Here is a 13175-nt window from a genome sequence, read left to right as displayed (position 1 = left end):
GGGCTTATTCGCCCTTTTTATTTTTTTTAGCTATCTCTTCTAAATAAGCTTTAGCGTCGGTATCCCCTTGCTCACTAGCTTTAGTAAACCAATAAACTGCTAGGTTATCATTTTTTTTAACGCCTTCACCTTCTAAATATTTAATACCTAAATTATATTGCGCATCAACACTTCCTTGCTTGGCTGCTTTGGTATACCAATCGATTGCTTTTTGTTCATCTTTAGGAACACCCCCGCCAACATCATACATAACCGCTATATTATATTGCGCATCAGCGTTACCACCTTCAGCGGCTTGAGTAAACCAATATGCGGCTTGAGTGTTATCTGGTCTTGTTCCTGTTCCGGTTGCATACATAATGCCTAAATTGTACATTGCTAGTACATAACCGCGTTCGGCCGCTTGAGTATAAAAATAAAGGGCAGCAACATTATCCTGGGTTAAACCGTCACCAGTTTGGGACATTAATCCTAAATAGTATTGTGCTTCTGGATTGTTATCTTTTGCGGCTTTACTAAACCAATCGGCCGCTACCAGGCGATCTTTATCAACGCCATCACCCGCAAAGTACATAATGCCTAAATTTAAATAAGCATCATAAATACCTTGATCGCCAGCTTGGGTAAAATAATCAATTGCGGTAGACGTTTTTTTTTCTACGCCTTCACCATTTTTATACATCAAAGCTAAATTATATTTAGCTAAAGCATAATTTTGATCGGCAGCCAATTTAAACAATTTGAATGCCTCAGATAAATTAGCTTTAGTCCCTAAACCATTTTGGTACATATAAGCTAAATTATTTTGAGCTTTAGCTAAACCTTGATCAGCGGCTTTCTTAAACCAGAAAAAAGCCTTTAGATCATTAACCTCAACCCCTAACCCCTGCTTATAAATTGTTCCTAGCATATATTGTGATTGCATATCACCCTTTTCAGCAGCAATTAACAACGAAGGAATTAATGAACTAGGGTCACTTACTTTTAACTCAGTATCCGATTGTGTTTTAGCTTCGCTTGCAACTGCTCCACAAGAGATAGATAACACCAAAGCCAATATAATTTGAAGTTTTTTCATAATTTTTTAAATGTCATAATATTAGCAATAATTATACATAATTGATTAAAAGGGGAATAGTTTTGTTTTTTTAAATATACTTTTTTTTATTATTTAATTGAAAGTTAAAGTTATTCTAATATTGTAAATATTATTAAATCGCTTAATCGGACTCATTATAAAAAAATATAATTAATTATTTAACAAAAGCTATCACAATCCAAGTTCGTCCCAAATTTCATCAATATGAGCGACTACTTTAGCATCTTTAGTAATAATTTTACCCCACTCACGATTAGTTTCACCCGGCCACTTGTTAGTTGCATCAAGTCCCATTTTAGAGCCTAAACCGGAAATAGGTGAAGCAAAATCCAGGTAATCAATTGGCGTATTATCAACAAATGTTGTATCTCGATGTGGATCCATTCTTGTCGAAATAGCCCACATAACATCTTTCCAATCTCTAGCATTAATATCGTCATCACAAACAATAATAAATTTAGTATACATAAATTGTCTTAAATAAGACCATACACCCATCATCACTCTTTTAGCATGTCCCGGGTATTGTTTTTTGATTGTCACAATGGCAATACGATAAGAGCAACCTTCAGGAGGTAGATAAAAATCAACAATTTCAGGAAATTGTTTCTGTAATATCGGGATAAATACTTCATTTAATGCTAATCCCATTACAGCCGGCTCATCTGGAGGTCTACCTGTATATGTAGAATGATAAATTGCATCTTTACGTCTGGTTAAATGTGTAACTGTGAAGACAGCAAATTTTTCTACTTCATTGTAATAACCAGTATGGTCACCATAAGGCCCTTCAACAGCTTGCTCATGGGGATCAATATAACCTTCTAAAATAATTTCGGCGGTTGCAGGAACTTCTAACTCATTTGATAATGATTTGACCACTTCTGTTCGGCTATTACGCAATAATCCAGCAAAAGCATATTCAGATAAGGTATCAGGTACTGGTGTTACTGCACTTAATATTGTTGCAGGATCAGCCCCAATAGCTACACTAATAGGAAATTTTTCATTTGGATAAGATTGTTGCCATTCAGCAAAATCAAGTGCCCCACCTCGATGGGACAACCAACGCATGATTAATTTATTTTTACCTAGTAGCTGTAATCGGTAAACACCTACATTTTGACGATCTTTATGTGGTCCTTTAGTTATAGTTAGTCCCCAAGTTACAAGTGGAGCTACATCATCTGGCCAACAATGCATAATAGGCAATTGAGTTAAATCGACCTCATCATTTTTAAATATTAATTCCTGACAAGGCGCTGAGGAACGCCGTTTTACCGGCATATTTAGAACTTGTTTATATTTAGGTAATATATTAAAAAATTGTCGAATACCTTTGGGTGGCTCTGGTTCTCGCAAAAAAGCTAGTAATTCACCAATTTCTCTTAATTCTGTAGTCTTTTCTCGCCCCATCCCCATAGCAACTCGTTTAGCTGTACCAAAAAGATTGCAAAGTACAGGAATGTCATAGCCAATTGGGTTTTCAAATAATAGAGCTGGTCCCTGAGAGCGTAAAACTCTATCAGCAATCTCGGTCATTTCAAGATGAGGGTTAATTGGATAAGTAATGCGTTTTAATTCACCTTGCTGCTCAAGGTAATCTAAAAAATCACGAAAATTAGACAACGACATTATTACTCCTTTTAACTCTCGCTATTGAAATACTAATTGATGAAGATTAACTAATCTTCATCAAAGTTCTCACTATATATGGGAAGTTGTTTTGTTTGATTACATTCAACGATTTTAGGTAATAATGCTTCAAATTGTTTTTGGTCAACTTCAATAATTTCGTTTTTATCAACTTGATAAAATAGATAAAATTCTGATTTGTCATCAGTTTGTATCGATGCTAACCAATAATTACGATCTTCACTATTTTCATTTGTAAAAATTTTAATAATGCTATTTTCTCTTTTTTCAGGTTGATTATGTAACTTGTAATCAATAATTTTTTCAGCGATTTGTGAATCATATTCATCAAAAATTAAAGCTTCTTCTTTAGTTACTTTGCATTTTTTTATATTCATTTCTGCATGACTGATAGATATTACAAAAAACAAGCTGAATAACGAAATAACATAATGGCTAAGTTTCATTTTGGATCTCTTGTATTAATTTTTATCAATTGAGCCAATTTTACTAATAGCCTCACAATTATTTGGCGATATAGTAAGATTGGCTGCACTATTTATAGTTAACCATTGATAAGATAAATGTTCAGTAAGCAATGGCGTTATTTCATCATTAAGAGCTAAATAAAACCAATGTTCTTTATTTATCTTTACTTCTGGTGCGTACCGATATCTAAACTGTGGAAAAATTTCAAACTCAACCGTATGTTTTGCATCAATTAATTTAAGATTTTCTTCGCTAATATCTATACCGGTTTCTTCAAAAACTTCACGAATTGCCGTATCTCTAGGTAATTCATTATCTTCCATACTACCTGTAACTGATTGCCAAAAATTAGGATCATCCTTACGTTGCAACATAAGAACACGCAAAGTCCGTTTACAATAAATAACAACTAATACTGACTCAGGGTTCTTATATTTTTGCATATAAATATCGCTATTTTTTGCTCACTTCTATACCTAATTCCATTAAAGCTGTAGGATTTGCAGGACTAGGCGCATCAGTTAATAAACATGTTGCTGCAGTCGTTTTCGGGAAGGCAATAACATCTCGAATATTATCTGTTCCAGTTAACAGCATAGTTAATCTATCTAGGCCAAATGCTAAACCCGCATGAGGTGGCGTACCATATTTTAATGCATCAAGTAAAAAGCCGAACTTTTCACGCTGATCATGTTCATCAATTCCTAAAATAGAAAAGACAGCCTGCTGCATTTCACTGCGATGAATACGTACAGAACCACCGCCAACTTCATAACCATTGATTACCATATCATATGCATTAGCTACTGCATTTTCAGGATTGCTAATTAATTGCTCTGGGGTAAAATCTTTTGGTGATGTAAATGGATGATGCATTGCACTTAAGCCTTCGTCAGTTTCCTCAAACATAGGGAAATCAACAACCCAAAGTACCGCCCACTTACTCTCATCGGTAATACCTAAATCTTTACCAACTTTCAAACGCAATGCACCTAATGCATCACTCACTACTTTATAACTATCCGCACCAAATAATAAAATATCACCATCTTTAGCATTGGCACGATTAAGTAATGCTTCCATTTGAGGTTCATTAAAAAATTTAGCTACTGGGCTTTGCACACCTTCAAGGCCTTTACTACGATCATTAACTTTGATCCAAGCCATACCTTTAGCACCATAAACTGAGATAAATTGCGTATAATCATCTAATTGTTTACGTGTTAGTTCGGCTCCATTTGGAACGCATAATAAAGCCACTCTTCCTTTAGGATCATTTGCTGGTGTTGAAAATACTTTAAAATCGATATCTTTAACCAAATCCGCCACATCAATAATTTCAAGCGGATTACGTAAATCAGGTTTATCACTCCCATAACGACGCATTGCCTCAGCAAAAGTCATAATTGGGAATTTGCCTAAATCAACATTTTTAACATGCAACCAAAGTTCACGTATCATTTTTTCCATGATTTCGCGCACTTGTTCAGCTGTCATAAACGAGGTTTCAACATCTATTTGTGTAAATTCTGGTTGGCGATCGGCTCGTAAATCTTCATCACGAAAACATTTAACAATTTGATAATAACGATCAAATCCAGACATCATCAGTAACTGTTTAAACAGTTGTGGAGATTGAGGAAGCGCATAAAACTCACCATTATGAACTCGACTTGGAACAAGATAATCTCGAGCACCTTCTGGTGTTGCTTTGGTTAACATTGGTGTTTCGATATCTAAAAAACCATGCTCATTCATAAATGAACGGACAAATGCCGTAATTTTTGCGCGAGTTTTAAATATAGTCGCCATTTCTGGACGGCGTAAATCTATATAGCGGTATTTTAAACGCTGTTCTTCACTATTATTTTGGTTGAAATCAAGCGGTAAAACATCACTACGATTAAAAATCACAAGCTCAGTCGCCAGTATTTCAACCTCACCAGTTACCATATCTTTATTAATTTGGCCCTCTGGTCGTGCTCTTACTTTTCCTTTAATTTGAATACAAAATTCATTACGTAATTCGCCAGCTAATTGATATGCTTGTTGATAATCAGGATCAAAAAAAACTTGCACAATTCCTTCACGATCACGCATATCAATAAAAATCATCCCACCTAAATCTCGGCGTTTATTGACCCATCCACATAGTGTGACTTCTTGATTAATATAGCTTGCGTTTAGCTGTCCGCAATAAATTGTTCTCATTAAAAATATCCTGTGTACAGTTATCAAAAATAATAATTATTATAGAGCAATTTATCAGGGTATAAAGACTATGTTTGAAAATAATCACTATTTAATTTATTTATACTCGATTTATTATAATAATTTTACTTTATACATTTTTTTACAAACTATTTTAAATTCAATTAGATAATAAATATAAAATCGTTTTATCTTGATAAGCTTTTAAAATGATTTATTTAATAGCTTGTCTTATCAGATATTTATTACTAAGCTTTAGTATTATTTGGATATTACTCATATGATATGAAAGCTTTAATTTCAATTGACTATACTAATGATTTCATCGCTGACGATGGCGCTTTGACTACAGGTTCTGCTGGGCAACAAATTGAGTCAGAAATATTAAATTTAACTAAATCATTCATCCAAAATAATCAATTTATCGTTTTTGCGATTGATTCTCATGACCCTTCAGATAAATATCATCCAGAAAATAAACTCTTTCCCCCTCACAATATTATTGGAACTTTTGGGCAACAGTTATTTGGTAATTTACATCCTCTTTATCAAAAACATCAGAATTCAGATAATATTTATTGGATGAATAAACGACACTACTCGGCATTTTGTGGTACGGATCTCGATCTACGCTTACGCGAAAGACATATTACTGAAATCCATTTAGTTGGTGTCTGCACAGATATTTGCATATTACACACAGCGATTGATGCCTATAATTTAGGCTACAAATTGATTATTCATCAAAATGCAGTTGCTAGCTTTGATCCAATCGGTCATCAATGGGCTTTAAAACACTTTCAAAACACTTTAGGGGCAACAGTAATATAAAATATAGATAAAAATTAAAATAAGGAGCAGGAATGGAAGTTTTACGAGACTATAAATTGCATATAATTGCACTGTTAGTAGTAATTATTTGCGAACTAATCGGTAAACAATCAATATGGATTATCGCCGTTTATCCAATGTTATATGCAATGATCTTCGGCGGTGTAATCAGCCTACCAAAGCTAAAAATATTAACTAATAAAAATATGCAGCATGCCAGTTTAGTGATGATGGTTACATTAATATTACTTATTGCAAAGCTTGGTGTGGCTGTAGGTCCTAAAATTGACATGATTTTAAACGATGCCAAGTTAGCCCTAATTTTTCAAGAATTAGGCCATTTCGCAGGAACAATTTTACTAGGATTACCATTAGCTATGTTATTAGGTATGAAAAGAGAGGCAGTTGGTGCAACCTACTCTGTTGCTCGCGAACCTAATATAGCTATTGTTGCAGATAAATATGGGCTAGATTCACCTGAAGGACGAGGTGTTATGGCTATGTATGTATGTGGGACTCTTTATGGTGCAATTTGGATGAGTATCCTTGCAAGCATAATAGCACAATTGAATATTCTTCACCCTTATGCTTTAGCAATGGGAGCTGGAGTAGGTAGTGGGAGCATGATGGCTGCTTCATTGGCACCGATAAGTGATTTATATCCTGACTTATCAGAAAATATCAATGCTTATGCAACAACAGCGAACTTAATGTCTGGTATTGTAGGCATATATATTTATACACTATTTTCTTTGCCTTTCGCTTCTTTCATGTATAACACTTTAGCTCGCCTTCGTCGCAATAAATAAGGAATCGAATATGAAAATTTTAGAAACAATTTTTGTACTTATTTTAGTAGCCGTTATCATGGCAGCAGGTAACACTGTAGGATATAAAATTGATTTTATGCTATCGCTTCAAGCATTAGCTGTGTTAGTTGTCATATCTATTGCAGGATTATTAATAAGTAAATTACCTGTATTAAATAAACTTCCTGTAATTCTATGGGTATCCGTTGTTGCTGCTATTGTATCAGCACCGATATTCCCATATCATCAAGAAGTGGTTGCAATTACAGATCAAGTCTCATTACTTGCTGTTTGTACACCAGTACTTGCTTATGCGGGACTAGCGATTGGTAAAGATCTTGCGCTATTTAAAAATATATCTTGGCGTATCATTCCCGTATCTTTAGCTGTTTTTTCTGGTACGTTTATTTTTGCTGCCCTAATTGCTCAAATTACTTTACATTGGGAAGGCGTTATCTAATTTGGATAAGGATTTTATTTATGACTAAAGAAGAACTAAAGAAAAAAGTCTGCGATGCAATTGCAAATCGAAAAGCAGATATCAAGTCGATTGCTGAAGCAATTTGGTCAGAGCCAGAACTTGGTTACAAAGAACATAAAACAGCTAAAAAAGTAGAAGACGCTTTAGAGAAATTAGGTGTTCCATTTAAAAATAAATTAGCCTTAACTGGTGTTAAAGGTCGATTAAAAGGTGGGAAAGGAAGTAAATATAGCATTGCCATTATTGGCGAGCTCGATGCAATTATTTGTGCCGACCACCCTGCCGCAGACGAAACTTCAGGAGCGGCTCACTGTTGTGGCCATAATGCGCAAATCGCTAATATGATGGCTGTCACTATGGGGCTAATTGACTCAGGTGCAATGCAATTTTTAGCCGGGGATGTGGTACCATTTGCTGTCCCTGCAGAAGAATATGTTGAAATTACCTATCGAAACCGATTAATTGAAGAAGGCAAAATCAAATACATTGGCGGAAAACCAGAATTGATTTCACGAGGTGATTTTGATGATGTTGATATGGCATTACAAATACATTTAACAAGCGTCCCAAATGAACGTCAGGATGGTTTTATTGAAATCTCAACCACAAGTAATGGTTTTATCGGAAAATTAATTAAGTATAAGGGAGAGGCAGCTCATGCGGCAGCAGCCCCTCATGCTGGCGTAAATGCTTTAAATGCAGCTATGATGGGGATGATGGGTGTTCATGCTATTCGCGAAACCTTTCAAGAAAAAGATTATATTCGCTTCCATCCAATTATTACCCAAGGTGGTGACTTAGTAAATGTTGTACCAAGCGATGTAAGAATGGAAAGCTATGTACGAGCAGGTAATGTTCCTGCAATGATTGATGCGAATGAAAGAATCAATCAAGCATTAAAAGCTGGTGCAATGGCTGTTGGTGCAACTTGTGAAATTAAAGATTTACCAGGCTACCTACCATTACATAATAACCCAACACTTAATGACCTTTTAAAGCAAAATGCTGAAAATTTAATTGGTGAAGAAAACGTTTCAATCGCACCACATATGACTGGAAGTACAGATACTGGCGACCTATCTCATATTATGCCAGTAAGTCACCCTTGGATTGGTTCGGTTAGAGGGATTTTACATGGAAAAGACTATACCGTATTTGATGAAGATATGGCCTATATTCGCCCTGCTCAAATGATGGCTTGTACCATTATTGATTTGCTCTATGATGATGCGAAACCAGCCGAAACATTAATGGCGAATTACAAACCGTTAATGTCTAAGGAAGAATATTTAAAATTCCTATCGGGTTTTGACAAATAAAGTTAAAAACTTGGCACAATCTTGTGCCAAGTTTTTGTTATACTATCCACTTCATCATCAACCTTTATAACTTCATATGTTAATGCTTACCGACCAAGAATTGTTTCGTTATGACAGGCAAATAGCTTTGCATGGTTTTGATATTGATAAGCAGCAAGTTTTAAAAAACAGTACAGTTTTAATTATTGGATTAGGCGGATTAGGTTGTGCTGCATCCCTCTATTTAGCTGCATCTGGCATAGGCAAAGTGACTTTAATTGATTTTGATACCATATCCGAATCAAATTTGAATCGACAAATTTTATACACGCCAAAATCCATAAATCAATATAAGGTTGATATAGCTAAGCAAAAATTAAGCCAAATCAATCCAAATATGATTATTGACACCATTAATCAGAAGCTGGTTGATAGTGAATTAATGACAGTAATCAAACAGCATGATATCGTCATTGATTGCACTGATAATTTAACGAGTCGTGAACAAATTAATCGTTGCTGTTTTCAAGAAAAAAAACCTTTAGTTTCAGGCGCTGCAATTCGAATGGAAGGTTTACTGACTGTATTTAATTATGAAGATGATCAACCATGTTATCATTGCTTAAGTCAATTATTTGGTCAAAACCAGCTTACTTGTATTGAAGCAGGCATAATGGCGCCATTAGTCGGTATGTTTGGTTCAATTCAAGCACTAGAGTCCATCAAAGTACTTACCAAGTATGGGAAACCTCTAGTTGGGAGAGTATTGATGGTTGATGGTATGACGATGGAGTTTAACCAAGTTACATTTGCTAAACAAAGTAATTGTATTATTTGTGGAAATCAACATACTACACAGGCCATAAAATGCAAATAAATCGAATTATTTTAGCACCAATGGAGGGAGTGCTTGATTATCATGTTCGAGAAATCTTAACTGAAATTAATAAGTTTGATTATTGTGTAACTGAATTTGTAAGAGTGACCAACCATAAATTATCTAATCGAACTTTCTTCCGACTATGCCCAGAACTTCATAATGATGGCAAAACAATATCAGGAACGCCTGTACGTATTCAGCTACTGGGACAATCACCAGAATGGATAGCAGAAAATGCCGTTAAAGCTATCGAGTTAGGCTCTTATGGTGTAGATATTAATTTTGGCTGTCCGGCTAAAACAGTAGTAGGCAACCATGGCGGTGCTTATTTATTACAATATCCGAATCAGATATATAACATTGTGAATCAAGTTAGAACAGCAATAGGTTCTAATCCCGTATTATCAGTTAAAATTCGATTAGGATGGGAAGATAAATCCCGCTGTTACGAAATTGCAAAAGCAATTGAAAATGCAGGAGCAAATGAAATTGTCATTCATGGTAGAACAAAAATAGATGGATATAAAGCTGATAAAATTGATTGGTCAACAATTGGAAAGATAAAACAAAAACTAACCATTCCAGTTATTGCTAATGGCGAAATTTTTTCTATTGAAGATGCCTACAACTGCATAAAACATAGCCAAACAAATGACATCATGCTTGGCCGTGGGATACTAAATATTCCTAATTTAGCTAATATAATTCGTTATAAACATTCATCATTAATCTGGCAAGAAGTCATAAAAATACTACTTAGTTATGCGATGACGGCTATTGACGATGTAAAGCCACTTTATCATTCTGCTCGAATTAAACAATGGTTAGCTTATTTAAAACAGCATTATCCAGAAGCATCGGTATTACTGCCTGAAATAAGACAATTAAAATCACAAATTGAAATCTGTGATTTTTTGAAAACTAAATTAAATAATTAATCTAACTGGTTTTGGCACTCTTAAAATTTGTCTTACCAAAATAATATTTAGTTATTTTATTAAGTACTAGGCAAATCCATAAAATAAGAAATATCAATAAAAATAATATACGAATATACTTAAATAATATATCAAACAAATCAATATAGTATTTGGTTGGATTGTCATAAATAATGGTAAAGATAATATAAACAACGGCTAAAATTAAAATATTTGATATTGATACACTTTTAAAAAGTTTTATATAGATAACTTTATTAGAAAAAATATGAAACCATCGTTTGCTCAATACAAGACCCAATAATAAAGCACCCAGATAAATAGCAGTAAAAAAATTAGAAATATCAAATTTTTTTGAAAGAGGCTCATAAAGAAGGTTAAAACCTTTAATCAATATAAAGCCACTAAAAATAGAAAAAAGAATAAAGTGAATTTCAGAGGAATTTTTTTTAGTCAAAATAAATTCATTTTGATCTTTAACAAAATAAATTTTAGAAAAGTCAATTAAATAATACAAAAGCAAGACTTCGAGTGAATAACGAATAATAGCAAATGCTAAACTAAATAATATTGAATAAAGGTGATAATTTTGGGGTTTAACGTTTGTATTAATTGCAATGAAAGATGCAATAATTGAATAAATCAACATTAAAATGATTAGTGAAACTATATTAGCTTTATTAACAATATGAATATGGAAAGAATAAAAGAAGACCGCTAAAAGACCAAAAACCCATAATGCTTCTATAAAACTTTTTTCAAATAAAAACCGAAATAAAAAATCTGATTCAAAAAAGAAATACCAAAACATATTATCTGGAATTGAAGCATTGTGTTGCAAATATAAAAAAGATGTATTCAAAATTGTGCTAAATAAAAAATAAACTAAACATCCTGTTAACGGCAATTTAAAAAAAGATACTTTTTGCATTTAACTTCCTTGTTATCAATACCACAACTTATTCAATTCTTTTAATAAAATGTTTTATTTTAAAGCCCATCAAGGCCAACGAGCCAAAATAGATACAAATACCAACAATAACTAGCAAGAATAAATATCCAATTCTAGTTAGCATTGAGCCTGTAGACCAATCGGGTAATAACTGAGCTCCAAACCACAACGCTACTGACATCAATAAAACAGCAATAATAACCTTGAGTAAAAATCGATACCAACCTGGTTGTGGTTGGTAGAGTTTCTTCTTACGAAGTTGCCAAAACAATAAACCAGCATTAAAACATGCTGCAAGTCCAATTGATAATGAAAGGCCTGCATGTTGTAAAGGTCCAATAAAAGCCAGATTCATCAATTGCGTTAAAATAAGGGTTATTATTGCAATTTTCACCGGTGTTTTAATATCTTGTCTGGAATAAAATGCGGGGGCTAATACTTTAATCAAAATTAATCCAAGCAAACCAATTGAATAAGCGACTAATGCACGTTGAGTCATCAAAGTATCATTTAAAGTAAATTGACCATACTCGAAAAGGGTTGATATTAATGGTTTAGAAATAACACCTAATGCCACAGTACTTGGCAAAGCTAATAAAAAACAGAGGCGAAGTCCCCAATCTAACAACTCTGAATATTGTTTGTGGTCACCTTTGGCAAAACTTTTGGCTAAAGATGGTAACAAAATAGTTCCTAATGCAACACCTAGTACACCTGCAGGAAATTCCATTAATCTATCAGCATAATACATCCATGAAACAGAACCTGAAATCAAAAATGATGCAAATATTGTATTAATAATTAACGATATTTGACCGACTGATACACCTAAGATAGCGGGACCCATCTGCTTTAACACTCGCCAAACACCACTATCTTTAAAACTAATACGAGGCAAAACCAACATACCAATCTTTTTCAAATAAGGTAGCTGATATAGCAATTGTAAAATTCCCCCCACCACAACAGAAACAGCTAACGCAAGCACTGGTGGATTAAAATAAGGGGTTAAGAATAAGGTAAAAGCAATCATGCTAATATTTAACAACGTTGGCACAAATGCAGGTACAGAAAAACGATTCCAAGTATTAAGTATAGCGCCCACTAATGATGCAAGTGAGATAAAAAAGATATAAGGAAAAGTAATTCGTAGCATAATTGTTGCAAGTTCAAATTTATCTGATGATTCTTGCATAAAACCTGGTGCAGTTATCATTATAATAAATGGTGCAGTTACAACACCAATTAAAGTAACGATAGCTAATACCAGTGTTAATAAACCTGCGATATAAGCCACAAAAGTACGTGAAGCCTCAATGCCTTGCTGATTTTTATATTCAGCTAAAATCGGTACGAAAGCTTGGGAAAAAGCCCCTTCAGCAAAAATTCGTCGAAGTAAATTGGGCAGTTTAAAAGCAACAAAAAATGCATCCGTAGCCATTCCCGCTCCAAAAAAACGGGCAATAATAGCATCACGAACAAACCCCAAAACGCGTGAAACCATTGTCATTGAGCTAACTGTAGCTAAAGATTTTAAAAGATTCATATACGA

13 protein-coding genes are annotated in these 13175 nt (G+C 33.9%); 6 read left to right on the top strand and 7 right to left on the bottom strand.

Annotated elements, in window-relative coordinates; translation table 11 throughout:
* Positions 1-4: 4 nt before the first annotated feature.
* From J3U27_RS00165 to aspS, 5 genes are all read right to left on the bottom strand, one after another.
* Positions 5-1078, bottom strand: coding sequence for an SEL1-like repeat protein (locus tag J3U27_RS00165; protein WP_267336670.1), 1074 nt, complete (start codon positions 1076-1078; stop codon positions 5-7).
* 192 nt (positions 1079-1270) lie between these two features.
* Positions 1271-2734, bottom strand: coding sequence for a 4-hydroxy-3-polyprenylbenzoate decarboxylase (gene ubiD, locus J3U27_RS00160; RefSeq protein WP_267338156.1), 1464 nt, complete (start codon positions 2732-2734; stop codon positions 1271-1273).
* Between the two features lie 50 nt (positions 2735-2784).
* A complete protein-coding gene (locus tag J3U27_RS00155) occupies positions 2785-3201 on the bottom strand; it encodes a hypothetical protein (protein ID WP_065735172.1) in 417 nt (138 codons plus the stop codon).
* A gap of 15 nt (positions 3202-3216) precedes the next feature.
* The gene (gene nudB, locus J3U27_RS00150; protein WP_267329998.1) at positions 3217-3666 is read right to left on the bottom strand and encodes a dihydroneopterin triphosphate diphosphatase; all 450 of its coding nucleotides are present in this window, start codon (positions 3664-3666) and stop codon (positions 3217-3219) included.
* A 10-nt stretch (positions 3667-3676) separates the two neighbouring features.
* Positions 3677-5434 (bottom strand): aspartate--tRNA ligase, encoded by a 1758-nt coding sequence (gene aspS, locus J3U27_RS00145; protein ID WP_065735170.1) that lies wholly within the window; start codon positions 5432-5434, stop codon positions 3677-3679.
* 285 nt (positions 5435-5719) lie between these two features.
* Here aspS and J3U27_RS00140 point away from each other — a divergent pair, with 285 nt between their 5' ends.
* The 6 genes from J3U27_RS00140 (at position 5720) to dusC (ending at position 10671) form a co-directional block, all read left to right on the top strand.
* Entirely contained in the window at positions 5720-6265 is a 546-nt protein-coding gene (locus J3U27_RS00140; RefSeq protein ID WP_267329996.1) for a cysteine hydrolase family protein, read from the top strand.
* Between the two features lie 32 nt (positions 6266-6297).
* A complete protein-coding gene (locus J3U27_RS00135; protein WP_065562433.1) occupies positions 6298-7074 on the top strand; it encodes a DUF3100 domain-containing protein in 777 nt (258 codons plus the stop codon).
* Positions 7075-7084: 10 nt separating this feature from the next.
* Entirely contained in the window at positions 7085-7534 is a 450-nt protein-coding gene (locus J3U27_RS00130) for a hypothetical protein (RefSeq protein ID WP_065562434.1), read from the top strand.
* Between the two features lie 20 nt (positions 7535-7554).
* Positions 7555-8874, top strand: coding sequence for an amidohydrolase (locus tag J3U27_RS00125; protein WP_065562435.1), 1320 nt, complete (start codon positions 7555-7557; stop codon positions 8872-8874).
* Positions 8875-8950: 76 nt separating this feature from the next.
* Positions 8951-9730 carry a molybdopterin-synthase adenylyltransferase MoeB gene (locus tag J3U27_RS00120; RefSeq protein WP_267376496.1) on the top strand — a complete coding sequence of 260 codons (780 nt, stop codon included), beginning with the start codon at positions 8951-8953 and terminating at the stop codon, positions 9728-9730.
* Positions 9721-10671 carry a tRNA dihydrouridine(16) synthase DusC gene (gene dusC, locus J3U27_RS00115; protein ID WP_267338155.1) on the top strand — a complete coding sequence of 317 codons (951 nt, stop codon included), beginning with the start codon at positions 9721-9723 and terminating at the stop codon, positions 10669-10671. Before J3U27_RS00120 ends, dusC begins: the two co-directional genes overlap by 10 nt.
* Position 10672: 1 nt before the next feature.
* Here the strand turns inward: dusC and J3U27_RS00110 are convergent, their stop codons facing one another.
* Together J3U27_RS00110 and murJ are read right to left on the bottom strand one after the other, a co-directional pair.
* The gene (locus tag J3U27_RS00110; protein WP_267376493.1) at positions 10673-11602 is read right to left on the bottom strand and encodes a hypothetical protein; all 930 of its coding nucleotides are present in this window, start codon (positions 11600-11602) and stop codon (positions 10673-10675) included.
* Between the two features lie 28 nt (positions 11603-11630).
* A complete protein-coding gene (gene murJ, locus J3U27_RS00105; protein WP_267376491.1) occupies positions 11631-13169 on the bottom strand; it encodes a murein biosynthesis integral membrane protein MurJ in 1539 nt (512 codons plus the stop codon).
* Between the last annotated feature and the right edge of the window lie 6 nt (positions 13170-13175).

This window comes from Gilliamella sp. B2911 (assembly GCF_026536965.1).
GTDB lineage: Bacteria > Pseudomonadota > Gammaproteobacteria > Enterobacterales > Orbaceae > Gilliamella > Gilliamella apicola_E.
The sequence above is the reverse complement of the archived record's forward strand: the minus strand, read 5'-3'. Positions and strand labels throughout refer to the sequence as shown.

Bases quoted from the DNA above. Each gene is read 5' to 3' on its own strand.
- J3U27_RS00165 (WP_267336670.1), bottom strand. From the start codon at position 1,078: ATGAAAAAACTTCAAATTATATTGGCTTTGGTGTTATCTATCTCTTGT.
- ubiD (WP_267338156.1), bottom strand. From the start codon at position 2,734: ATGTCGTTGTCTAATTTTCGTGATTTTTTAGATTACCTTGAGCAGCAA.
- J3U27_RS00155 (WP_065735172.1), bottom strand. From the start codon at position 3,201: ATGAAACTTAGCCATTATGTTATTTCGTTATTCAGCTTGTTTTTTGTA.
- nudB (WP_267329998.1), bottom strand. From the start codon at position 3,666: ATGCAAAAATATAAGAACCCTGAGTCAGTATTAGTTGTTATTTATTGT.
- aspS (WP_065735170.1), bottom strand. From the start codon at position 5,434: ATGAGAACAATTTATTGCGGACAGCTAAACGCAAGCTATATTAATCAA.
- J3U27_RS00140 (WP_267329996.1), top strand. From the start codon at position 5,720: ATGAAAGCTTTAATTTCAATTGACTATACTAATGATTTCATCGCTGAC.
- J3U27_RS00135 (WP_065562433.1), top strand. From the start codon at position 6,298: ATGGAAGTTTTACGAGACTATAAATTGCATATAATTGCACTGTTAGTA.
- J3U27_RS00130 (WP_065562434.1), top strand. From the start codon at position 7,085: ATGAAAATTTTAGAAACAATTTTTGTACTTATTTTAGTAGCCGTTATC.
- J3U27_RS00125 (WP_065562435.1), top strand. From the start codon at position 7,555: ATGACTAAAGAAGAACTAAAGAAAAAAGTCTGCGATGCAATTGCAAAT.
- J3U27_RS00120 (WP_267376496.1), top strand. From the start codon at position 8,951: ATGTTAATGCTTACCGACCAAGAATTGTTTCGTTATGACAGGCAAATA.
- dusC (WP_267338155.1), top strand. From the start codon at position 9,721: ATGCAAATAAATCGAATTATTTTAGCACCAATGGAGGGAGTGCTTGAT.
- J3U27_RS00110 (WP_267376493.1), bottom strand. From the start codon at position 11,602: ATGCAAAAAGTATCTTTTTTTAAATTGCCGTTAACAGGATGTTTAGTT.
- murJ (WP_267376491.1), bottom strand. From the start codon at position 13,169: ATGAATCTTTTAAAATCTTTAGCTACAGTTAGCTCAATGACAATGGTT.